The 22137-nt window shown below is 40.4% G+C and carries 25 protein-coding genes; 6 read left to right on the top strand and 19 right to left on the bottom strand.

Going from position 1 to position 22137, the window contains the following annotated elements:
* Window positions 1–25 precede the first annotated feature (25 nt).
* Together P8610_RS17345 and P8610_RS17340 are read right to left on the bottom strand one after the other, a co-directional pair.
* A complete protein-coding gene (locus tag P8610_RS17345) occupies window positions 26–334 on the bottom strand; it encodes an LSM domain-containing protein (protein ID WP_289494654.1) in 309 nt (102 codons plus the stop codon).
* A gap of 87 nt (window positions 335–421) precedes the next feature.
* Window positions 422–745 (bottom strand): YuzD family protein, encoded by a 324-nt coding sequence (locus tag P8610_RS17340; protein ID WP_289494653.1) that lies wholly within the window; start codon window positions 743–745, stop codon window positions 422–424.
* Between the two features lie 158 nt (window positions 746–903).
* Here P8610_RS17340 and P8610_RS17335 point away from each other — a divergent pair, with 158 nt between their 5' ends.
* Complete coding sequence (locus P8610_RS17335) at window positions 904–1149, top strand: NifU family protein (protein ID WP_066238880.1); 246 nt, start codon at window positions 904–906, stop codon at window positions 1147–1149.
* 76 nt (window positions 1150–1225) lie between these two features.
* Here the strand turns inward: P8610_RS17335 and P8610_RS17330 are convergent, their stop codons facing one another.
* The 11 genes from P8610_RS17330 to yutH form a co-directional block, all read right to left on the bottom strand.
* The gene (locus P8610_RS17330; RefSeq protein ID WP_394605564.1) at window positions 1226–1348 is read right to left on the bottom strand and encodes a hypothetical protein; all 123 of its coding nucleotides are present in this window, start codon (window positions 1346–1348) and stop codon (window positions 1226–1228) included.
* A gap of 593 nt (window positions 1349–1941) precedes the next feature.
* On the bottom strand, window positions 1942–2889 hold the full coding sequence (gene argF, locus P8610_RS17325) for an ornithine carbamoyltransferase (protein WP_394605562.1): 948 nt from the start codon (window positions 2887–2889) through the stop codon (window positions 1942–1944).
* Window positions 2889–5981, bottom strand: a complete 3093-nt coding sequence (locus P8610_RS17320; RefSeq protein WP_394605560.1) for a carbamoyl phosphate synthase large subunit — start codon at window positions 5979–5981, stop codon at window positions 2889–2891. Before P8610_RS17320 ends, argF begins: the two co-directional genes overlap by 1 nt.
* Window positions 5974–7026 (bottom strand): carbamoyl phosphate synthase small subunit, encoded by a 1053-nt coding sequence (locus P8610_RS17315; RefSeq protein ID WP_394605559.1) that lies wholly within the window; start codon window positions 7024–7026, stop codon window positions 5974–5976. The genes P8610_RS17320 and P8610_RS17315 overlap by 8 nt, the downstream gene beginning before the upstream one ends.
* Window positions 7027–7110: 84 nt before the next feature.
* On the bottom strand, window positions 7111–8265 hold the full coding sequence (locus P8610_RS17310; protein ID WP_394605557.1) for an acetylornithine transaminase: 1155 nt from the start codon (window positions 8263–8265) through the stop codon (window positions 7111–7113).
* A complete protein-coding gene (gene argB, locus P8610_RS17305) occupies window positions 8265–9008 on the bottom strand; it encodes an acetylglutamate kinase (RefSeq protein ID WP_394605555.1) in 744 nt (247 codons plus the stop codon). The genes P8610_RS17310 and argB overlap by 1 nt, the downstream gene beginning before the upstream one ends.
* Window positions 9009–9023: 15 nt before the next feature.
* A complete protein-coding gene (gene argJ, locus P8610_RS17300; RefSeq protein WP_394605554.1) occupies window positions 9024–10250 on the bottom strand; it encodes a bifunctional ornithine acetyltransferase/N-acetylglutamate synthase in 1227 nt (408 codons plus the stop codon).
* Window positions 10251–10268: 18 nt separating this feature from the next.
* Window positions 10269–11303 (bottom strand): N-acetyl-gamma-glutamyl-phosphate reductase, encoded by a 1035-nt coding sequence (argC, locus tag P8610_RS17295; protein WP_394605553.1) that lies wholly within the window; start codon window positions 11301–11303, stop codon window positions 10269–10271.
* A 368-nt stretch (window positions 11304–11671) separates the two neighbouring features.
* Window positions 11672–12448, bottom strand: coding sequence for an SDR family oxidoreductase (locus tag P8610_RS17290; RefSeq protein WP_394605551.1), 777 nt, complete (start codon window positions 12446–12448; stop codon window positions 11672–11674).
* A gap of 12 nt (window positions 12449–12460) precedes the next feature.
* A complete protein-coding gene (locus P8610_RS17285) occupies window positions 12461–13426 on the bottom strand; it encodes a 2-hydroxyacid dehydrogenase (RefSeq protein ID WP_394605549.1) in 966 nt (321 codons plus the stop codon).
* 335 nt (window positions 13427–13761) lie between these two features.
* On the bottom strand, window positions 13762–14784 hold the full coding sequence (gene yutH, locus P8610_RS17280; protein WP_394605548.1) for a spore coat putative kinase YutH: 1023 nt from the start codon (window positions 14782–14784) through the stop codon (window positions 13762–13764).
* 193 nt (window positions 14785–14977) lie between these two features.
* Here yutH and P8610_RS17275 point away from each other — a divergent pair, with 193 nt between their 5' ends.
* Entirely contained in the window at window positions 14978–15475 is a 498-nt protein-coding gene (locus P8610_RS17275; protein WP_289494639.1) for a phosphatidylglycerophosphatase A family protein, read from the top strand.
* A 335-nt stretch (window positions 15476–15810) separates the two neighbouring features.
* Here the strand turns inward: P8610_RS17275 and P8610_RS17270 are convergent, their stop codons facing one another.
* The 3 genes from P8610_RS17270 to P8610_RS17260 all read right to left on the bottom strand — a co-directional run bounded on the left by P8610_RS17270 (window position 15811) and on the right by P8610_RS17260 (window position 17953).
* The gene (locus P8610_RS17270) at window positions 15811–16578 is read right to left on the bottom strand and encodes a TIGR01457 family HAD-type hydrolase (protein WP_394605545.1); all 768 of its coding nucleotides are present in this window, start codon (window positions 16576–16578) and stop codon (window positions 15811–15813) included.
* A 190-nt stretch (window positions 16579–16768) separates the two neighbouring features.
* A complete protein-coding gene (locus P8610_RS17265; RefSeq protein ID WP_394605543.1) occupies window positions 16769–17419 on the bottom strand; it encodes a helix-turn-helix transcriptional regulator in 651 nt (216 codons plus the stop codon).
* A 93-nt stretch (window positions 17420–17512) separates the two neighbouring features.
* Entirely contained in the window at window positions 17513–17953 is a 441-nt protein-coding gene (locus P8610_RS17260) for a DUF86 domain-containing protein (protein WP_394605542.1), read from the bottom strand.
* A gap of 110 nt (window positions 17954–18063) precedes the next feature.
* Here P8610_RS17260 and P8610_RS17255 point away from each other — a divergent pair, with 110 nt between their 5' ends.
* Entirely contained in the window at window positions 18064–18333 is a 270-nt protein-coding gene (locus tag P8610_RS17255) for a DUF3055 domain-containing protein (protein WP_289494635.1), read from the top strand.
* Between the two features lie 92 nt (window positions 18334–18425).
* On the top strand, window positions 18426–18722 hold the full coding sequence (locus P8610_RS17250; RefSeq protein ID WP_289494634.1) for a hypothetical protein: 297 nt from the start codon (window positions 18426–18428) through the stop codon (window positions 18720–18722).
* A gap of 67 nt (window positions 18723–18789) precedes the next feature.
* Here the strand turns inward: P8610_RS17250 and P8610_RS17245 are convergent, their stop codons facing one another.
* Window positions 18790–19065: a YutD family protein gene (locus P8610_RS17245; RefSeq protein ID WP_066238928.1), complete on the bottom strand. Its 276-nt coding sequence runs from the start codon at window positions 19063–19065 to the stop codon at window positions 18790–18792.
* 120 nt (window positions 19066–19185) lie between these two features.
* Between P8610_RS17245 and P8610_RS17240 the strand changes: the two genes are divergently transcribed.
* Window positions 19186–19797, top strand: coding sequence for a YhcN/YlaJ family sporulation lipoprotein (locus P8610_RS17240; RefSeq protein WP_394605540.1), 612 nt, complete (start codon window positions 19186–19188; stop codon window positions 19795–19797).
* 40 nt (window positions 19798–19837) lie between these two features.
* On the opposite strand, the gene lipA is transcribed toward P8610_RS17240, so the two are convergent.
* Window positions 19838–20722, bottom strand: a complete 885-nt coding sequence (gene lipA, locus P8610_RS17235; protein WP_289494632.1) for a lipoyl synthase — start codon at window positions 20720–20722, stop codon at window positions 19838–19840.
* A 204-nt stretch (window positions 20723–20926) separates the two neighbouring features.
* Between lipA and P8610_RS17230 the strand changes: the two genes are divergently transcribed.
* A complete protein-coding gene (locus P8610_RS17230) occupies window positions 20927–21925 on the top strand; it encodes a M23 family metallopeptidase (RefSeq protein WP_394605538.1) in 999 nt (332 codons plus the stop codon).
* Here P8610_RS17230 and P8610_RS17225 read toward each other — a convergent pair.
* On the bottom strand, window positions 21912–22137 hold a 226-nt coding region (locus P8610_RS17225), incomplete at its 5' end, for a hypothetical protein (RefSeq protein WP_394605536.1). The two genes, P8610_RS17230 and P8610_RS17225, sit on opposite strands and share 14 nt — an antisense overlap.

Below are 22137 nucleotides of genomic sequence, written 5' to 3'. Positions count from 1 at the left end.
CAACAGCATGGGCCCTTTCTTGTTTTTACCACCAATATGGGCGGAATCGACGAATTCGGTAGAAAGGAAAACCGAAAACTCCGAAACCAGGAAAAAACGGTCCAACAAAAATAATACGGCTATTTCTCTCTGCCGTCTCACCTGGCATAACCATATACATGTTATCCTGATCGAAGCTGTGCAGCTGACCATGATATACATTTCCATCATTCATTTCGATCGTGACGTTCTGACCCATATACTTGAGACAAAGATCATGATAATGATGGTGATGGTGTCCTGCAAATGTGGATGACTCATCTTTATGACTTTTACCTTTTAAAGGGTTTAACAATACGATTTGCCTCCTTTTTTTCCATACATCATATTCTCTTAAGGAAGGCAAAGCATGTGTACAAACCCAATATAAAAAAATAGGCGCTTAACTTACAGCGCCGTAACCGTTTTGTTCAATTATGCTATAGATCGTCTTTAGGTTGGGATTTCCTTCTGCAACAACTTCTCCGTCAATCACAACAACAGGATAAAACAGGTCTTCTTCATATATTCTTTCTGAAAATGCCTGATCGATCTCGTTTTCAGGCTTCTCCATATCAATATAAAGAACCGTAAACAGTAAGTTCTGAAACTTTCTTGAGATTGCCGCTTCTAGCCATTCAGCCGTTTCTTTGGCTGATGGAAGATGAACACAGCTGGCACATTTCTGTTCTGCGCCATATACTTTAATTATAAGTGAGTTACTCATGCAGAATCACCTCAATGTATGCGCTTATTTGCTTTCATCATACCTTATTTTGTATAAAAGAAAAAGGCACAAATATCATGATGCTTGCTCATGGATTTTTTATTCCATATCCCGTATACTAAGAGTAAGTTCTTTTTAAGAAAGGAGCCTTGATAGTTATGGCTGAAACTCAAAACTTAGAAATGCGTGAACAAGTTGAAGAAGTTCTTGATAAATTACGCCCGTTCCTTCTTCGTGACGGAGGAGACGTGGAATTAGTGGATATTGAAGAAGGTGTAGTAAAAGTACGCCTTATGGGTGCTTGCGGAAGCTGCCCAAGTTCTACAATTACACTAAAAGCAGGTATCGAACGTGCACTTCTTGAAGAAGTACCTGGTGTTGTTGAATTAGAACAAGTATTTTAATGAAGAAGCCGCTCTTTTTGAAGAGCGGCTTTTTTTGTGAGATGTTTTTGGGGGATGTTTTTGCATAGCTATGATGCTATTGAAAGTAGTTGATTTCCGTTTCAGGTGCTCGCTTTCCGCGGGGCAGGTGGTGAGCCACATTCGTACGTTTCACTCTTAAGTGTCTCACCAGCCCGCCTGTCCCGCAGGAGTCTCCCACCTTCCACTCCAATCAACTTTACAATGAAGTCTAAAAAAATTCTTGAAAGCCAGACCACTGTCAAAGGGGAACTTTCTAGGTACATTATTAAATAAAAACAAAGGGCTTTCCGTGCATTTTCAATTGAAGCCTTTGGTGGTTTCTTTGTCTTGCTTTACGAATTCCATACGAAAAATTACTAAAAGAGATCAAACCACCTCGCCAATGCCTAGTGATTTGACCTTTTTTTGTTGTTTATGAAGCAAACATGTAGGGATTGGAGCGGAAGGGTGCTGACTCCTGCGGGACAAATAAGGACATTAAATACTGAAGTGACGTCACGACAAGCATGGGGGTGATCTGAACCCCATGAACCACCATTTGAAAGCTCTTTTCTACAGAGCGTTGCTTTTGTTTTTCTATTCTCATCATTTGCAAGTTGATTGTAGTGCAAGGTTGCGAGACTCCTACGGGACGAGCGGTCAGGTGGAGACTCCTAATGGCGCATAGCGGCAGGAGGCTCACCGTACGCCCCGTGGAAAGGGAGCAACCTGGAGCGGAAATCAACCTCTTCAACAAGCAACAAAGAATTACTTAAAAGGAACTATCTTTTATCAAGACATCAAATGAACTAGCAGTGCTTTTTGTGCATGAAGTCGGTTCTCAGCTTCTGGGAAGACGACCGAATGATGACCATCAATGATTTCTGCTGTCACCTCTTCTTCACGATGCGCAGGCAAGCAATGCATGAAAATATAATCTTTTTTTGCATGTGAAACAAGCTCTGCATTCACTTGATACCCTTTAAAATGACTCATACGCACTTCTGCTTCATCTTCCTGCCCCATGCTCGCCCAAACGTCTGTATAAATGACGTCACTATTTTTTATACCTTCAATCGGATTATCTGTAACCTCAATAACGGACCCATTTTGTTGTGCGACTTCTTTCGCATAAGAAACAATTTTTTGATTTGGCTCGTAATTTTTCGGAGCAATAATCGTACAATCCATCCCAACTTTGGCAGCACCGATCATCAACGAGTGCGCCATGTTATTGCCATCTCCAATATATGCGAGCTTCTTCCCTTTAAAAGAACCTTTATATTCAAGAATTGTTAACAGATCGGCAAGCACTTGGCATGGATGAAAATCGTCCGTAAGTCCGTTAATTACAGGGATCGAGCCGTTATAAGCAAGCTCTTCAACGGTAGATTGATGAAATGTACGAATCATCAGTGCATCTAGATATCCTGACAATACTTTAGCTGTATCTGAAATCGATTCTCCTCTTCCCATCTGAATGTCACGAGTGGAAAGATGGATCGCATGACCGCCGAGCTGCAGCATGGCAGCTTCAAATGAAACACGGGTACGAGTGGATGACTTTTCAAAGATCATCCCTAAAATTTTCCCTTTTAATAGTGGTGGTGCCGATGAACCTTGCTTCTTCAATTCTCGGGCCAGATTCAACAGATCGATAATTTCAGATGTAGAATAATCCATTAGCGTAAGAAAATCTTTCTTTGTTCGTGTTGTGCGAAGGGGGTGTACAATTGACATCAGATCAGCACTTCCTTTCTTGAATCGTTTACTGCATGCAGCGCGCTATAATAAGCGTTTGTTGTTTCTTTTCTAGTCAGAACGTGTAATCGTTCTAGTACCGCACGTTTGGCATCCTGGCATTGACTATCATTTGAAAAGTTCATATAGACTGCTTTGTCCTCTGTTTTTAGCCACTCATCAAAAGATATTTCTTTTTGGTTTTTTATGTTATAGCCGAATTTTGACCATTTTTCAGCTTCCTCTTCCGCTAACTCTCCTTGTGCAAAAATGCTGCCCTTTGTATTCCAAAGATCGGCAAGCTGCAGGCTAGAACCTTTTAAGGCCTTAACTAAAGCTGAATCATACTCTGTATCTGTACCGATCACTTCTCCTGTTGAAATCATCATCGGGCTTAAAACAGGTGAAACACCTGGGAGTTTAATCGTTGAAAAAACAGGTGCTTTCACTGTGATAAACGGCTGTCCGTTATGCTCCGCTTCAAGGTTTAAAGAGCTTAATGGTGATCCAAGCAGTAATTGTGTTGCCTTTTGAAGCAGATTTACACCTGTAATCTTACTCATGATCGGTGCTGTTCGAGATGCTCTAGGATTAACCTCAATCACATATACCGTTTGATCTTTAATTGCAAATTGAATATTGAAAAGACCTTTGTAGTTCATATTCGCTGCAATTTTTTTTGACTGTGCTAAAATTTGCTTCGTAATACTCTCTGAAAGATTCTGTGGAGGCGTAACTGTCAAGCTGTCTCCTGAATGAACGCCAGTTCCTTCAATATGTTCAAAGATTCCTGGTACAAAGATGTCTGTACCATCAGTCAACACATCTACTTCTGCTTCTGTTCCTTCTAAAAAAGTATCAATTAGGACAGGAAAGCTTACGGGTTCACTTTTCAAAAAGCTTATCAACTCACTTTTAGAATAAAGAACTTTCATGCCGCTTCCCCCGATTACATAGGATGGGCGAAGCAGAACTGGAAACCCTAACTTCTCAGCATAACTCTTTATTTCTGCTTCATTTTGAGCCGTGTATCCAGCCACTTTAGGGATTTGTATAGAGTCTAGGAATTCATAAAAACGGTCTCTATCCTCCATTTGATCAACCGTGTCTGCCGGACTTCCCAGTACCGAAAAGCCTGCATCTTCTAATTCCTTTGCCAAATTAATGGACGTTTGGCCGCCAAACTGCAGAATCACGTCAGAAATACCCTCAAACTGCAAAACGTGATAAATGTCTTCAAAGGTTAACGGCTCAAAATATAAAGAGTCGGATACTTCATAATCAGTACTGACCGTCTCAGGATTGTTGTTGATCAGAATAGCTTCATATCCATTATCTTTTAGAGCAATCGCACTATGCACACAGCAATAGTCGAACTCAACACCTTGCCCGATGCGAATTGGACCTGATCCGATAATGGCCACTTTCTTCTTTTGTTCCGGAACCTTATCACTTTTTCCGCTCCAACTCGAATAAAAATAAGTCGTTTTTGCTTCGAATTCCGCTGCACACGTATCCACCATTTTGTACGTTGGAATGATGTCCAACTTCTCCCTCTTTTCACGTACTTCTGATTTTGTTACAGACCATATGTCAGACAAATAATGATCGGAGAAACCAAACTTTTTAGCTTGATGCAGCTGATTTTTATCCACGGTTTGCAAGTTCGTTTGTTGCAGGCCGTGGTCCATGGAAACCAACTCGTTAAAGATGGTTAAAAAATAAGGTGTGATCTGTGTTAATTCATGAATTTTGTCTGTCGAAATTCCTCTTCGCAAAAGTTCCATTACAACAAAAAAGCGGCGGTCATCTGCAGCAACAACCAAATCAAGTAACGTCTCTTCATTCATAGAAGATAGTTCTTTTAAGTACATGCCGTTCGTTTTAAGCTCCAGAGACCTGATTGCTTTTTGAAACGCTGAAGCCATATTTCTCTCTAATGCCATTACTTCTCCCGTTGCTTTCATCTGTGTTCCAAGATTTCGGTCAGCATGATAAAACTTATCGAACGGCCATCTTGGCATCTTTACAGCAACATAATCCAATGCAGGTTCAAAACTTGCAAAAGTCGTTCCTGTTACAGGATTTTTCAGCTCATGAAGGTTATATCCCAGTGCTAGTTTTGCTGCTATTTTGGCGATCGGGTATCCTGTTGCTTTTGATGCAAGAGCGGAAGACCTGCTCACACGCGGGTTTACTTCAATCAAGTAATATTCAGATGTATGAGGATGAAGAGCGAACTGAATGTTGCACCCTCCCACTATTTCTAGCGCGTTAATTATCGTTAAAGACGCTTTTCTTAAAGACTGATACTCATCATCTGTTAACGTTTGGCTTGGAGCAACAACAACCGAATCGCCTGTATGTATACCAACAGGATCAACGTTCTCCATGTTGCAAACGGTAATACACGTTCCATTTTTATCGCGCATCACTTCATATTCGATCTCTTTGTAGCCGGCAATGCTTTTTTCAATTAAGCACTGGTTGATCGGACTGGCTGATAGACCTTGTTTAACAAGTGAGGTGAGCTTCTCTTTCGATGGTGCAATCCCTCCGCCAAATCCTCCAAGTGTATAAGCTGGCCGTACAATAACGGGATAGCCAGTGACTTCGGCAAATTCAATGGCTTCATGAGGAGATGTAACGATTTCACTTTCGGGCACAGGTTCTCCAAGCCTTTTCATCAATGAACGAAACTCATCTCGATCTTCTGCTTTTCGAATGGAGTGAATGTCTGTGCCTAAAAGTTTAACCCCATGTTTTTTTAGAATGCCTTTATCATGAAGTTCCATCGCTAAGTTAAGCCCTGTCTGACCGCCAACGGTTGCTAACAGTCCGTCAGGCTTCTCTTTTTGAATAATCTGTTCTGCGTATTCTGCCGTTAACGGCTCAAAGTAAATAACGTCTGCAAACGTGTTGTCTGTCATGATTGTTGCAGGATTATTGTTGATCAGAACAACCTCTATCCCTTCTTCTTTTAGCGCTTTGCACGCCTGGGTACCGGAATAGTCAAATTCAGCTGCCTGCCCGATTACGATTGGTCCAGATCCGATAACGAGTACTTTCTGAATGTCTTGATGTTTAGGCATAACTTCTCACCTTCTCTTTATGTTGTACTGTTTGAATGAAGTTTTGAAAGATTTCTTTATGTTCATTCGGACCAGGTGCTGCTTCTGGGTGGAATTGGACACTGGCAATGTTATATGTGCTATGCCACAGCCCCTCAACACTCTGATCGTTCACATTTTCAAACCAAATAGAAAATCCAGTAGCTGCTAAACTCTCTTTTTTCACAACATAACTATGATTTTGAGAACTCATCGACACTTTTCCAGTCTTCAGGTTCATAACAGGATGATTCGCTCCGCGATGACCGAACTTCAGCTTTCGAGTTTCACCGCCAAATGCTAGCGCTAATATTTGATGTCCAAGACAGATGCCGAGCACGGGATAGCGTATGGCAATATTTTTATAACGATGAAAATAGTTTGAAAACCTCATAGGGTCACCTGAACCGTTTGAAAAAACGAAACCGTCTGGATTGAGTTTCTCAATGTCAGCTAAGTCTTGATCAAAAGGAACAACAGTAACGGTGCAGCCCTCGTTTACAAGAGCGTCAACGATAGACTTTTTGAATCCAAAATCTATTAAAACGATATGCGTGTTTCCTGATCCTGCTTTTGTTATGGATGTTGCTGGCCAATATTCTCCTAGAGAAAAAGATTCTGGCTGTGTATTTGGCAGATGCATAACAGCAGGTAAAGACCCTTTATTTCTGATCTCTTGAATAAGAGACCTTGTATCCACATTTGTTAGGGCAGGAATATTGTGATTGTTGAGTAGGTCAATTATTGATTGGCGGCTGCCTTTTACATCGAATGAGAAACACTCTGCCATTACAACACCGGCTACTTGAATTTTTGAAGATTCCATACTTGCAGAATCAAAGCCATAGTTCCCAATAAAGGGATACGAAAAAACAACAATCTGCCCTTGGTAAGAAGGGTCTGTCAACACTTGTTCATACCCTGTCATTCCTGTATAAAATACAACTTCTCCCGAACCATAATGATGATTTCCAACCCAGTCACCTTCAAAAGAAATATCATTTGATAAAGTAATACAGCCTTTCATGATGAGTTCCACTCCTTGTATAAAACATATATTACATTGTATTTTTATTCATATTTACGTATAAAAAATAAGGATTATTCGTCCTTAAATGGCTTTTGTATAAATATTGTTAAACGCTTCGTTGATAATTCGCAATGCCGTTTCTAATTCTTCATCTGTTACGGTCAAAGGCGGCAATAACCGGATTACCTTCTCACCTGCCGGAACCGTCAATAAACCGTTCTCTTCAAGAGCTTTTATTAATTCAGCAGCCTGATCACACTCAATACCTATTAATAATCCTTCTCCTCGAATTTCATTTACGAATGGCAGTTTCATCAAACTATCTACTAATCTGTTTATAAAATCTATACCTTTTCTTTTTACCTCGCTTAAGAAGTTATCGCTAAAAATAATATTTAAAACCGTTTGGCTTACTGCACAAGCTAACGGATTTCCTCCAAACGTCGTTCCATGACTGCCTGGCCCAAATGCTTCTTTTAACTTGCTTTTACCGAGCATTGCCCCTATTGGAAAGCCGTTCCCTAACCCTTTTGCGAGAGTCACGATGTCAGGATCCAAATCAAAATGTTCATAAGCATACCTTTTTCCAGTTCGGCCGATACCTGTCTGAACTTCATCTATGATTAGGAGAATATCGTGTTGCTTACACATTTCTTGGACTTCTTTATAAAATGACGGATCAGCAACCTTTACGCCGCCTTCACCTTGAATCACTTCCATCATGATGGCAGCTGTGTCAGAATCAACCGTATTTTTGAGCTGCTGCCTATCGTTCCAAGGAAGATGGATAAATTCAGACAGAAGCGGTCCGTAGCCTTCTTTTATTTTCTGCTGACCAGTTGCCGACATGGAACCGAATGTACGGCCATGAAATGAATTCTTAAACGTAATGATCTTGTTTCGTTTTGTAAATTTCTTCGCAAGCTTAATCGCCGCTTCGTTAGCTTCAGCGCCACTATTGCAGAAGAAGGCAGCATCTAAATTGGTTTGATTCACCAGGGTTTCAGCGAGAAGTTCTTGTTGCTGTATTTCAAAGAGATTTGAAGTATGCCAGATACGCTCACTCTGTTCCTTTAATGCTTTAACCACTTCAGGGTGGCAATGCCCTAGACTTGTTACTGCAATTCCACTTGTGAAATCTAAGTAGCGCTTGTTGTTTTGATCAAACACGATCGTTCCGCTTCCTTTTTGAAGCTCTATATGTTTTCTTTTGTACGTAGGAAAAAGTGAACTCATTAAACCATGACCTCCTTAGAAGCAATTACAGTACCTGAGAGTGTTTGATCCGTAATTAACACTTCATGAATATTTATATCCAGACACTTAATAGCTGCCTCGACTTTCGGCACCATTCCACCATGTATGTGACCTTGAATCATATTTTTTTGTATTTCAGAAACAGTTAGTGAGTCAGCCCATTTTCCGTTAAGCTGAATGCCAGGAGTGTCAGTCACAAAACAGATTGAATGAGCTGCTAAGGCTGCCGCCGTTTCTCCTGCAGCTGTATCTGCATTGATATTCACCGTTTCGCCGTCGTCTGTTATACCGAGGGATGCTATGACAGGTATCTTACCTGAGTTCAGCACGTTTTCAATGATTTCTGTTTTAACTTTCTTAACACGTCCCACCCATCCATATTGCTTCTTATCTAAAAAATCGCATTGTATGAGGGATTGCTCTGAACCACACAAACCCCTTGCCGAGATCCCTTTTTGATTTAGCACATGTACAAGATTTTTGTTGGTGATGTCTTTTAATGCAGCCTTAACGCAAGAAAGCGTCTTTTCGGTCGTTATCCTTATCCCGTTCTTCATTTCTAAAGGAAGTCCTGATTCTTTAAGTTTTTTGTTGATCTCCGGTCCGCCTCCGTGAACGATAACGATTTTTTCACCTTGCTGAACTCTTTCTTTTAGAACAGCAAAAAATGCAGGCTGTAGATCAGCTAGTGTACTTCCTCCAATTTTGATAACATGAAACACTACGCTCACATCCTTTTACGTTCGATAGCTTGCATTGATTTGAACATAGTCGTACGTTAAATCGCATCCCCATGCTCGGCCGCTTCCGTTTCCTTCAGATAAAATTACCGTTATATGAATCTCATGGCTCTTTAAGTAGTTTCGAATTTTCTCTTCTGAAAAGTGAACAGGTTCTCCGTCTACAACGACTTCATTTTCACCGATTAAGATCTTTACGGCATCTGGATTAAATTTCACTCCGCTATATCCCGCTGCTGCGATGATTCTTCCCCGGTTCGCATCACATCCAAAAACAGCTGTTTTAACAAGCGGTGAACCTACTACGGTTTTGGCTATGATTCTAGCTTCTTTCTCTGTATTCGCACCTAACACGTTAACTTCAATGAGCTTACTCGCACCTTCTCCATCTTTCGCAATAAGTTTGCCCAAATCTTCACAAACAAGGACGAGTGCTTCTAAGAACAGTTCCCATTCAGGGTGGTTCTTGTTTAACTCTTCATTCTCACCCATTCCGTTTGCCAGCATGAGCACCATGTCATTTGTTGAGGTGTCACCGTCAACCGTGATGCAGTTAAACGTTCGTTCCACCGCATAACTGAGTGCTGTGTGAAGGTCACTTTGATTGATCGCTGCGTCTGTTGTAATAAAGCCAAGCATTGTAGCCATGTTCGGATGAATCATACCCGATCCTTTTGCTGTTCCTGCAATCGTGATGGTTTTATCATTGATTTTCAGAGAATACGCTGTATTTTTTGAAACCGTGTCTGTTGTTAAAATGGCTTGAGCGAAATCTATTGAACCTTTCAACTCTGAATCTAGGACTAGTTTTTCAATTCCTGCTGAAATTTTATCCATTGGCAGATGTTCACCGATTACACCCGTAGAAGCTACTCCAACATAATGGGAAGGTATATCAAGCTTCTCTGCGGTTTGAAGCTGCATGTTTTGTGCATCAGCTAAGCCTTTTTTTCCGGTACACGCATTCGCATTACCTGAATTCACGATGACCGCCTGAAGCTTCCCTTCTTGCGAAATGCTGTTCTGCGTAATTTTTAATGGAGCTGCCTGTACTTGATTTGTTGTATAAACACCAGCTGCGTTTGCCGGAGTGACGCTGTATAACAATCCTAGGTCGAGCTTTTTATGTTTCACACCGCAATGAAGACCACTCGCATAAAAGCCTTTTGGAGTTGCGATATTAATTCCTGTTATCTTTTGAATAGCCGCCTTTGTCGCCTGCATGTATCCTGCCTCCTTTTTTTAAGGGAACATCGGTGAATGCTTTAGTCCCTCTGTTTCATCGAGATCAAACATAACGTTCATATTTTGAACGGCCTGACCTGCTGCGCCTTTTAACAAATTGTCAATGACAGAAACAACTGTAATTCGATTCGTACGATCATCTACACCAAAAGTGAGATCACAATAATTGGATCCGTAAACTTGCTTTGTAAACAAGTTTGTTCTCTCATCATAAACACGTACAAAGTGTTTTTTGCTGTAGTATTCCTCATAGATTTCTTTTACAGTTTGAGAGTTAGCATCCTCTTCTAATTCTGCGTACATGGTTGCCATGATTCCTCTTGTCATCGGAACGAGATGTGTGTTGAACGTAATTTTTGTATCGATGCCCGTGATTGTTTGGATGGTCTGTTCAATCTCAGGTATATGCTGATGCTGATGCATCTTGTAAATACTTAAGCTATCGTTATTCTGAGAAAAATGCGTTCCTTTGTTAGGTGAAACACCTGCTCCTGATATTCCGCTCTTAGCATCGATCACTAGAGATGAGGACTTAATCATGTCTGTTTTTAATAGTGGCAGAAGCCCAAGCAATGCTGCGGTTGGGTAACAGCCTGGATTTGCGATCAAATCACCTTTTTTTACATCTTCACTGTTCCATTCCGTTAATCCGTAAACCGCTTGATTTACAAGTGATATTGGTGGGGGTTCTTTTCGATACCACTGTCGATAGGTGTCGTTGTTCTTGATTCGAAAATCCCCTGCTAAATCAATAATCTTCAAATTGTTTTTGACTAAAGGTGGAAGTAGCTCTGACGAAACACCGCTTGGAGCTGAGCAAAATAATATGTCTAGCTCATCTATGTGAAGCTGTTCTAATGAACGAAGCGGATGATTAACGATCTGGTATACATGCTGAACTTCATCTGAAAGCTGTTGACCTGCTTTGGAGGATGAATAGAGAAATACTTCCGTAATCTCCGGATGTGCAGATAATAGCCGGAATAACTCCATACCACCATATCCGGTTACGCCAATAATTCCTGCTCTCAAATCACATCACTCCTTAAATAAGTTATGGTTCATTATAGGACTGTATAAAAATTAATTCAATAGTATATTTATAAATTTTTTATTTTATTTGATTCTTTAGGTAAACATCGGGGTTCTTGGAAGTAGTTGATTTCCTTTCCAGGTGCTTCGCTTTCCGCGGGGCAGGCGGTGAGCCACATTCTTACCGTTTCACTCTTAAGTGTCTCACCTGCCCGCCTGTCCCGCAGGAGTCTCGCACCTTTCACTCCAATCAACTTTCAAAGGAGAAAATTAAAGCAACATTCTTTTGGAAAGGAGTATACCAATAAAAAAACTGACTTTTTAGGTTCAAGAATCAAACCACAAAAGCCAGTTACAACTATTATTTATTATTGTCTTAAAAAACCGCCTTCTGAATGGATGATTTGCCCTGTTACCCACTCTGCTTCGGGCGATGCTAAAAAAGCGATCAATTTTGCCGCATCTTCTGGTTTCCCGATTCTTCCTAACGGAAACTTGGGCAGGAGAACGTTTTGCACATCTTCAGTCATCCAGCCCGTATCTGTTGGCCCTGGATTAACCGCATTAACCGTAATACCTTTATGTCCAATTTCAGCTGCCAGCGTAACAGTGAGCGCATCGATCGCTCCTTTTGTTGCAGCATAGGCAAGCTCACCTGTCATCGGGCCTTTCGACTGACCTGAAGTTAGATGAATAATGCTGCCTCTTTCTCCTGTAAAACGCTTTGCGAATTCTACGCTTAAAAGGGTCGTAGCCCGAATGTTGATCTCATAATGAGAATCAAGAATTTCACTCGTTGTATCTTCCCACTTATGATTTTTTGAAAAACAAGCGTTGTTTACAAGAATACTTGATGGTCCTAATTTTTGCTCTAGTTTTTCAAAAAGAAGTGAAATATGATTAGAAACGCTCAAGTCAACTTCTTCATAAACAGCCTTCACGCCATGACTCTCAATTTTTTCAACTAGGCGATCTGGGTCACTTTGATGATTCCCTGCATGCATATCCTTGTCATATGTACCCCATGTCGTAAAGAAGATGTCTGCTCCTCTTTTTGCGAGCTGTAAACAAACCTCTGCTCCGATTCCATTTAATCGGCTAGCCCCTGTGACAATGGCTGTTTTTCCTTCTAAAGAACGAATCAATACAGTTCCTCCTTATTTGACAGGCGTTTCAGGCTCTTTTCCGTTCAATATATTTGCTATGTTTCTGCAGGCGAGTGCAGCCATTTTCATTCTTGTTTCTACACTGGCACTGCCGATATGCGGGAGTGCTACAACTTGCTTCATCGACAATAACGGGTGTTTTGGATCGATTGGTTCTTTTTCAAAAACATCCAGTCCCGCACCAGCAATTCTTTTGTTTTCCAGTGCTTCTACAAGGGCATCCTCATCAACCGATGCTCCTCTGCCGGCATTGATAAAGATTGCACTTTCCTTCATACTTTGAAATGCTTCTCTGTTGAACATTCCCTTTGTTTCTGCGGTTAATGGAGCTAGTGAGACAACAAAATCTGATTGCTTTAAGAGCTCATGAAAATCTTTGTATTCGGCATCTAGTGAGACTTCAGCTTCATGCTTGCGATTTCGATTATGATACAAAATTTTCATATCAAATCCTTTTGCTCGTCTTGCTACTGCTTCACCGATTCTTCCCATACCAACGATACCGATTGTCTTGTGATGAACATCGGCTCCAGCGAGCAATAAAGGTCCCCAGCTGTTCCATTTTCCTTCTTTTACATAATTGGCCGATTCGACAATTCTGCGAGCTGTTGCGAGAATTAAAGAAAACGCCAAATCTGCCGTAGAATCGGTTAAAACATCCGGTGTGTTGCAAACCTTAATGCCTAGATTGCTGGCTAATTTTATATCAATGTTGTCATATCCAACAGCCAGATTTCCTACTACTTTAAGTGATGAAGCCTGCTGCAGCAATTCAGCATCGATGTTGTCAGAAAGCATCGTGAGCAGCCCATCTGCTTTTGAAGCCTCAGCTAAAAGTACATCTCGAGGAACCGCTTCTTCTTCATATGGCCACATATTGACCTCTGCTATTTGATTCAATTCTACTAGTGTTTCATCAGGTAATTTTCGTGTAATAAAAACATATGGTTTTTGCATCCGCTTTCACTCCTTGTTGTTATTTTCTCATGTGGTGGTAAGAAAATAAAGAAATGGGGCTGCGTACACAATATTTTTGGAGCCAGTTAGAAAGGCTTTGTCGAAAATCGGATAAATAATTTTATACGCGGAATTATTCTGTCTATACCCGGAATTATGAAGTTTATCTGCGGATATAAAAGCGATTACCTTGGATATCATTTAGGCTGTTCACATCAGACGAACACTCTCTTGTTTTGTCCGAGCTGCAGAAACGACTGAGCACTTTTTAGATTAAAAAGAATAAAAAAAAGGAGGTGGACCTCAAAATTACATTTTTGAGTCACCTCTTCTTTTTAAATCATCGGAACGAGCCAGTCGACTACTGGAATATTTAAATCACGAACTGGCAGACCGATGGATCTAAAGAAACTTTTTAGGAAGTATTCATTTTGTTTTTCATACGAGATTAAGTCAGTAAAGCGGCGTACATATAACTCTTTTCCAATATCTCTTTCGTTAGCATAATGATCTTCAACCGTATCAAAGTATTGTGAAGGAAAAAGCAGTCTTCCATATAGAAGCCGCCAAGCCCCTTTTGATAATGGCTTCACTTTTTCGTATTCATCGATAAATTGTAAAACTTCGTGACTTCTGAACTCTGGCTGATAAATTTTTTCGCGGATGCATTCTGCTACATCTCTCATTGGACTGTCAATCACCCAGCCAACTGGCAGTTTAACAAAACTGTTCGAAGTTCTGATCCAAGAACGTTCAGTGAATCTGTCATAACAGATGGCAGCTGAGCCAATTCCCTTTGGTCCTCTTTCTAACTGATAATCTGTAATGTATTGAATAGCGTTCTCTGCCATTCCCTCATAATACGGAAAGGTAGTTAGAAATAGTTCGTCGAAATCATTCTTTTGTTTTCTTGCTGATACTTCTGCATACCTGTTATGCATCTCATCCACTCGATTAATCCACAACATTGGCCACTGGCCGTATGCAATTTGCTGAACAGGATAATATTGCTCAAGCCCTTTACCACGCTTATGGAATTCTGCTAGTTCAGAACCTAGTTCAATATTACGCTGTTCTCCTTTTTTGTGCTCGACTTTAAAAATGATTACGGACTCGCCGTCAACATAAGCGCTAGGCATGTTCGTAATGGTCGGCTGCAGCACGGGCAGAGAATTTTCTCCACGATGCTGTAGATAGTCACTGATATATGACATTTCTTGCAGCTTTTCATAGGACATTTGCTGCTGCGGAATCACGATATATTGATTTCCCTTGCAATAGAATGTTCGATAACCAGATTCAGATCTTCTGTCTTCACAAACCAATTGATAGTGATGAAATATATCTCTTTCAAACAAAGGCGATCCCCCCACCCCTTCAGCTTTCCAGCGGCTAATTTAAGTGATCATGAGCGTAACACCGCATTTATGGATACAACATTGTATGCCCATATAGGCGAAGTGGTTAGCACTTTTTATAAATTCATAACTTTATCATGAAAACATATACTATACAAAGCTAAGGAGACTAATCGAGAAAAGGAGTACAGGGATGCCAAACAAAAAAGTGGAAAAAGTCGAAGAAACAGCACGTAAACAGCTGAACGAACGGGGCGTTACGGTAAACGATATAGCTGAACTCGTTTATTTTCTCCAAGTCCCCTATCATCCTGACCTAAAAATGGATGTTTGCAGAGAAAATGTTGAAAGAGTCATTGCTAAACGTGAAGTACAAAATGCAATCCTTACTGGCATTGCACTTGATGTGTTAGCGGAAGAAAAAAAACTTGAACAGCCGCTTCAAGAAATTTTGGCTCGAGATGAAAGTTTGTATGGGATTGATGAAGTGATTGCACTTTCTATCGTAAATATATATGGTTCGATTGGTTTTACAAATTACGGATTTATTGATAAACAAAAGCCTGGCATTTTAGAAAAGTTAAATGATAAATCTACAGGCAAGGTTCATACGTTTTTGGATGATATCGTGGGAGCTATTGCAGCGGCTGCGTCCAGCCGTTTGGCACATCGCGCAGCAAATGAAGAATAAAAATAAGGCTTAAGAACAAGAGGAATTCTCTTTTGACTTAAGCCTTTTTTATTTTCTATCAAATAATGTTGTTATATTTTAAGCACTTGGAAAAGCAAACATCATAAAACTGAAAGCAACCATTTTTAGTATAAGTTCTAATCTAAGTGATAGTTGCTTGAAAGTCATTCAATTACTTCACTTCATTGACAAGTTGCGAGACTCCTGTGGGACGAGCGGTCAGGTGAGACCCCTTAAGGCGCAAAGCAGCAGGGGGCTCACCGCACGCCTCACGGAAAGCGCGCATCTGAAACGGAAATCAACTACTTTCAAGAGCAACTATGTTTCGTAACAACTTATTTAATCTCCCACTCATCCAACCCGTTTACAGTATAAGTAGGATGCACCTCAATTTCCTCTAGATGTTCTTTCGTCGTCACTCCTGTGTGAACAAGCAGCGTATCCATTCCTGCACGAATACCGGCCATAATATCGGTTTGATAGTTGTCACCGATCATGAGTGTTTCTTCCTTTTTTGTTCCGAGCGTTTCCAATGCCATCTCCATAATAATGGACTCGGGTTTGCCAATAAACGTGGGTTCAGTTTGTGTAGAGACCGTAATAACAGACGTTAAAGATCCGTTTCCTGGCAGAAGCCCTCTTTCTGTTGGAAGAGCGATATCACCGTTCGTAGAAATAAAGGGTGCTCCGTTTCGAACCGCTAGGCAAGCTTTAGCTAACTTTTCATACGTAATGGAACGGTCGATACCAATAACCACAAAGTCTGGATTCTCTTCAACGAGCTGAAGTCCCTTTTCCTGCAGCGCTTCTTTAATGCCATCTTCCCCGATACAATAAACTGTCGCATTTTCTTTTATTTCTGCAATATAGTTAGCCGTTGCCATGCTTGTTGTATAAACATGCTCAGCAGATGCTGGTATATCAAATCCTTGAAGAACATCTGCCACTTGATTCTTCGTCTTAGAAGAGTTATTCGTTACAAATAGATAGGGTAAATTTTGTTGGTTTAGTTTTTTTACAAAGTCAACGGCTTCCAAAATTCTTTCGGTGCCCCGATACATCGTTCCATCTAGATCAATCAAGAATCCCTTATATGCTTTCATCACATTCTCTCCTTTTATGTACCTTTATCATTTTGCCCACTGCTAAAGAAAACTTGTCTGACGCCAAATCTTTTTCGTCAGACTTAGTTGCGCTTATACTATCGACCTAAACTTGTTACGACGTCGAAAAACATCATGCTAACAAGTTATAGTTTCTGGATAGTGAAAAAAAAAAACACACCTGAAGCGTCTACACTTCAGATGTTTGCTTTTCTTCTTTTATAATATAGCAGCAATAATCTCCGCCTTTAGCCATGCACGTCTTACGCTCTACATCGTCTGTTTGAAGCATGCGCTTAAACAGTGAGAGTTCACATGAACAGGCTTGCTGATACTCATTTGCCACCATAGCGATCGGGCAATTGTATTCTGTTAATACATACGTACCAGGGACTTCTCCCGGCTTCCAATCGACCATGTATCCTGCTTCATTCTGGATGTTGGCAAGTTCGTTTACCTTTTGTTCAAAATCAGAAAGTATATTCATTCGATCTTTGTATTTATCCTGCAGACGGTTTTCACGTCTTTTAAATAATAGATCTACGGCTTCTGTTCCATTCACTTCTTCAATATCATTTAAGAATTCCACTGTAAGTCCTGAATAGTTTCGTGGAAATTGTTCGTCCCCGCTCGCTGTCAAATGATAAAAATGGATTGGTCTTCCCATGGCTTGCCGCACCAGAGTCGTTTCGATGACATGGTCCCGCTCTAATGTGTTAAGATGGCGCCGAACGGCCATTTCTGTTATGCCAAGGGATTTCGCCATTTCCGTCACGGTCATCCGTTTATTTCTCTTTAAAAGATAGATGATTTCATCACGGGTTGAGGTGTGATTCTTCATGGTCATCACCATCCTTTGTTACCATTTTACCGTAAATACAAGAAAACGTACATTTTTAAATAAAAAAGTATAAAAACTATTTTTTACTTTATTTTATTCAGGCAGAAATGCTGAAACAGGACCGAGTTCCTCTTCTAAATACCGTTTAATGTGAAGTGGAAATGTCTCAAGTTCTTGTATATGTTTATTAAGCGTACTGTATATTTCTTTTACATCTGCTAATGTATATTCCTGGACAAGTGACTTGCGGAGATTTACGACTTGCTTCAAAGAAAGAGCTTCTTCATTTGGGATCACTTTTTCATCGATTAGGATATCGAGAATGTCTTCAAAGCTTCCAGGGTCGCGCATAATAAATCCGTCGATAATCATGTTTCCAACATCCATCATCGACTCGATCAATAAGTGGCCGATTCTTTCTAATGCCAGTACTTCCAATTGCTTTTTTGGTAAGGACATTTCTTTAAATGTCTTTAACAATTCATCCATATACACTAAATGTTCATTGATTTTCTTTCGATCAACAAAATACATAGTCATCACCTTTTGTAAGTTTCTCAAGTAAAGTGTAACATAAAGTAGGAGCCATCATGATTGCCTCAAATGAAAATTTGGTGATGTATTTATTGGAGGAGGAACAAAGAATGAGTGAAGAAACCTTTTTCTTATACGATGATAAGGAAACGACTGAAACACGTTTTGTGAGTTTTATGGGAAGAAATACACGTTTTGATCTAGCGATTGTAAAAACAACACGTCATTACGGGAAGTCCCTTGTTTTAAATATGCTTGGAAGTCATTACGCCATTATCGGCCAGGACGATTTAGAGGAAGAGGGCTATTTAGAACATGCGTTTAATCTAACGGAAGAAGACGCGATGGAACTTCGTGACTTTTTATCTGATGTTGTTTAAGCAGTAATCAAAATGTACCAAGAAAGAATCATGCTCTATGGGACACACTTTAGATAAGGATACGTTCTTATCCTACACTGGCCTATGAGAGGATGGTTTTTTTGTTCGAAAAAGAAAAAAGGCAATACACCGATTTTTCGAATGTGGAGACCGGTCGTAACTATGTACTTCCCGAGGATTTACCTGAAGGCCCATATGGATCGCCCATAAAGAGGGCTTTAGGAAAATCCACTCCTTGGAGAGAAGAACAGCGATATTATAGTGCCTTTAACTATGAAAACAAAAGCCTTCATGCTGGACTGGAAAGACAAGATCCTGGTGCGCATCCGACACATGATGACCCAGAATATCATACAGAACAGCCATATGACGATTCTCGAGGCTCATAAAGCTTGGCTGTCTTAAGTAAGCCATTTACTGTCATCGCTTAGACAAAGAAAAACCCCTGAATTCAACTCAGGGGTTTACTTTTTTTACGACAAAATACGGACAACCGAAATTGCAATATTCATAAATGTATTCCGGCAGTGTGCTGATTTTCGTATCGAACGTAGCCTTTTCGTGGTTATCTTCAAAAAAGCCGCGAAGTCGAAGCTGTTCGTATCCGAGATCACCAACAATATAATCGTATTTATGTAAAATCTCACTGTAGCGCGCTTTAAATTGTTCCTCATTAAAGGCTTCACGTACATCTTCAATCACTTCATAGGAATAATTACCAACTGTAATCAAAAATGCTTCACCTCATTTCCTGATACTTATTTTACCATGTTTGTGCCTTTTACAGCCAACAATTTCTTTGTAAAGTAATTGCGTTTAAGGTCATTCTAATGAATAAGGAGGTGAACACCTATGAAAAAATTAGGAATGCTTTTATTAATCAGCATCGTGCTCTCTGGATGCGGAGGTGCTGACCAAAAGAAAATGGGTCAGGAATATAAATTTTCAAAAACGAATGTAAAAGATGAGAATCGGATTGGCAACAACATGAATTATGGGGATTTTGGATATATGCGCCATATGTCCGGGGATAAAGTAAAATCAGGAAACGGCGTTCCATACTTAAATCGTCAAAAGCTTGCAGATATGATTTCAGATATGGTTCTTCAATTGCCTGATATTAAAGATGTCGGCACATTAGTTACAGACGAAGAGGTTCTAATCGGCTACAAAACAACGAACAAGGACCGAAACGCTGCTGCAGACCAAGTGAAGATGACTGCCTTCTCGGTTGTACCACGGTACTTCCACGTATACGTGTCTGATGAAAAAGGCATGATTGATAAGATCGAGCAGTACCAATCATTAAATAATGATACGGAACAAATAGAAGGTATTATGGACCGTTTGATTCAACAAATGAAAAAAGCCCCTCAAGGCAAGAAATGGAACTATGGGGAAAATGAAAATGGTGAGATGAACGGGGAAACCAATAATATGCGCAGTGAAATGGAAGGAAAATAAAAACCAGAAGCAGTTCGTTTGCTTCTGGTTTCTTTTTTATTTAGCTGTTTTGTGCAGCTGCATTAACTTGCTCATCTGCATGGTAAGAAGATCGCACAAGCGGTCCTGACTCACAGTGCTTAAATCCTTTAGAGAAAGCGATATCACGCAGTTCTTTAAATTCATCAGGTGTATAGTACTTTTGTACTTTTAGATGTTTTTTCGTCGGCTGCAAATATTGTCCGATGGTCATGATGTCTACGTTGTTTGCGCGAAGATCATCCATCGTTTCAATGATCTCTTCCCATGTTTCTCCAAGTCCAATCATAAGGCTGGATTTTGTTGGAATATTTGCATTCATTTCTTTTGCACGTCTTAAGAACTCCATCGTTCTGTCGTACGTAGCACGTGCACGAACTCTTGGAGAAAGTCGTCTCACTGTTTCGATGTTGTGGTTCATAATATCCGGTTTTGCATCCATTAGTGTTTTTAGTGCATCAAAGTCACCTAACATGTCAGAAGGAAGAACTTCAATCGAACAGAATGGGTTTCGGGCACGAACTGCACGAACCGTCTCAGCGAATACATGAGCTCCCCCATCTTTAAGATCATCACGTGCTACAGCTGTAATAACTACGTGTTTTAGTCCCATTTGTTCAACAGATTCAGCAACACGTTCTGGTTCTTGCAGATCCAGTTCTGTTGGCAATCCTGTTTTCACTGCACAAAAACGACATGCGCGTGTACAGATGTCGCCTAATATCATGAAAGTAGCGGTCTTACGAACAGCCCAGCATTCGTGAATGTTCGGGCATTTCGCTTCTTCACAAACGGTATGTAGCTTTTTTTCACGCATCATTTTCTTAAGTTCTTTATAATTTTCATTCGTGTTTAGCTTTATTTTTAACCACTCGGGTTTACGTACATATTCTTCTTTCTTTGCCATCATCATCACCCCAAATTTTCTTGGTCTTCACTATAATGAACGTTTGTTATTTAGTTTCTAATTAAACATTATTGTCCCATCAATACTCTACCATACGACAGGCCAAAACTCCAAACATGAGTTTTTTCCAACATTTTTCCTTCATGTTTTTTCCTAACTTCAACAAACTATAGGTAAATGAAAGAAAGGAGTGGATTGGGACGTATGAGGAAAACAGTCCTGTTCCTCACTCTGGCAGCCCTTCTAATAACCTTTCTTCCGGAAAGCAGGAGTGCGGCCGCAGAGCGATTTACAAAAGAAGATGTAGATAGACTCAGCCTCTACAAAAAAATGGAATCCGTTACACTTATTCCATGGCACTATTTTGCCGGGGTTGACCAATATGAACGAAGTGTAAGAAAAGCAAGAAGAGACCTGCCTGCTAGAAAAGGTCTTGTGGGCATTTACTTTTCTCCCCTACAATGGTCTGGGCCAATTAACCCAACTATGGATGATACGAACCCTGAGCGGATTTCAATGTTTGGCGGTATTGGAAAAGATGGAAATAATGATGGGATAGCTGACCGAAACAACGATGAAGATATTTTATTTACTTTTGCTGATATCATTCAAAAACACGGTCATGATACGGAGAATTTCAGAATCGGACTATGGAGCTATTATAAACGAGATAAAGCCGTTGATATTATTATGGAAAACGCGAAGATCTATGAGACATACGGTACAGTTTCTTTAGATAAACACAGCTTTATCGTGCCTTTACGATCGAACTACAGCTATCGAAGTACATGGGGTGACCGCCGCGGTTTTGGCGGATTGCGTATTCATGAAGGAACAGATATTTTTGCAGATTACGGCGTGCCAGTTAAAGCCGTTTCTTACGGAATCGTAGAAGTAAAAGGCTGGAACCGTTTTGGCGGCTGGAGAATTGGGGTCCGAGATATCAACAATGTGTATCACTATTACGCCCATTTAGGCAGCTTCAACAAGAGCATTGAAAAAGGAACAATCGTTGAACCTGGCATGGTGCTCGGATATGTAGGAAGTACTGGGTATGGGCCTCCTGGAACGTCAGGTAAATTCCCGCCTCATCTGCATTTTGGGATGTACCGCGATAACGGATATACCGAGTGGGCATTCGATCCGTATCCTTATTTAAAAGCTTGGGAACGACAGGAACGAATAAGCATCAAGCGAAGATAACATTGGCGATGATGATAAAAGAAGCTTGAGGGCTTCTTTTTTCTTTTGGATGAAAAGGTGGAAGATAGTTGTTGAGCTTAATCTTTGGGAGCGAGCATAAATCTTCGTGAACGAGCGTAAATCTTTGGAATCGCTCGTAAATCTTTGGAATCGCTCGTAAATCTTTGGAATCGCTCGTAAATCTTTGGAATCGCTCGTAAATCTTTGGAATC

It is taken from the genome of Fictibacillus sp. UD, from assembly GCF_043558025.1.
Classification (GTDB): domain Bacteria; phylum Bacillota; class Bacilli; order Bacillales; family Fictibacillaceae; genus Fictibacillus.
This window is presented reverse-complemented; position numbering and strand designations above follow the sequence as displayed.

What these genes read in the sequence shown, in the direction of transcription:
- P8610_RS17340 (WP_289494653.1), bottom strand. Translation starts at nt 745, where the DNA reads ATGAGTAACTCACTTATAATTAAAGTATATGGCGCAGAACAGAAATGT.
- P8610_RS17335 (WP_066238880.1), top strand. Translation starts at nt 904, where the DNA reads ATGGCTGAAACTCAAAACTTAGAAATGCGTGAACAAGTTGAAGAAGTT.
- argF (WP_394605562.1), bottom strand. Translation starts at nt 2,889, where the DNA reads ATGTCAATTGTACACCCCCTTCGCACAACACGAACAAAGAAAGATTTT.
- P8610_RS17320 (WP_394605560.1), bottom strand. Translation starts at nt 5,981, where the DNA reads ATGCCTAAACATCAAGACATTCAGAAAGTACTCGTTATCGGATCTGGA.
- P8610_RS17315 (WP_394605559.1), bottom strand. Translation starts at nt 7,026, where the DNA reads ATGAAAGGCTGTATTACTTTATCAAATGATATTTCTTTTGAAGGTGAC.
- P8610_RS17310 (WP_394605557.1), bottom strand. Translation starts at nt 8,265, where the DNA reads ATGAGTTCACTTTTTCCTACGTACAAAAGAAAACATATAGAGCTTCAA.
- argJ (WP_394605554.1), bottom strand. Translation starts at nt 10,250, where the DNA reads ATGCAGGCGACAAAGGCGGCTATTCAAAAGATAACAGGAATTAATATC.
- P8610_RS17285 (WP_394605549.1), bottom strand. Translation starts at nt 13,426, where the DNA reads ATGCAAAAACCATATGTTTTTATTACACGAAAATTACCTGATGAAACA.
- P8610_RS17275 (WP_289494639.1), top strand. Translation starts at nt 14,978, where the DNA reads ATGCCAAACAAAAAAGTGGAAAAAGTCGAAGAAACAGCACGTAAACAG.
- P8610_RS17270 (WP_394605545.1), bottom strand. Translation starts at nt 16,578, where the DNA reads ATGAAAGCATATAAGGGATTCTTGATTGATCTAGATGGAACGATGTAT.
- P8610_RS17265 (WP_394605543.1), bottom strand. Translation starts at nt 17,419, where the DNA reads ATGAAGAATCACACCTCAACCCGTGATGAAATCATCTATCTTTTAAAG.
- P8610_RS17260 (WP_394605542.1), bottom strand. Translation starts at nt 17,953, where the DNA reads ATGTATTTTGTTGATCGAAAGAAAATCAATGAACATTTAGTGTATATG.
- P8610_RS17255 (WP_289494635.1), top strand. Translation starts at nt 18,064, where the DNA reads ATGAGTGAAGAAACCTTTTTCTTATACGATGATAAGGAAACGACTGAA.
- P8610_RS17250 (WP_289494634.1), top strand. Translation starts at nt 18,426, where the DNA reads ATGGTTTTTTTGTTCGAAAAAGAAAAAAGGCAATACACCGATTTTTCG.
- P8610_RS17240 (WP_394605540.1), top strand. Translation starts at nt 19,186, where the DNA reads ATGAAAAAATTAGGAATGCTTTTATTAATCAGCATCGTGCTCTCTGGA.
- lipA (WP_289494632.1), bottom strand. Translation starts at nt 20,722, where the DNA reads ATGGCAAAGAAAGAAGAATATGTACGTAAACCCGAGTGGTTAAAAATA.
- P8610_RS17230 (WP_394605538.1), top strand. Translation starts at nt 20,927, where the DNA reads ATGAGGAAAACAGTCCTGTTCCTCACTCTGGCAGCCCTTCTAATAACC.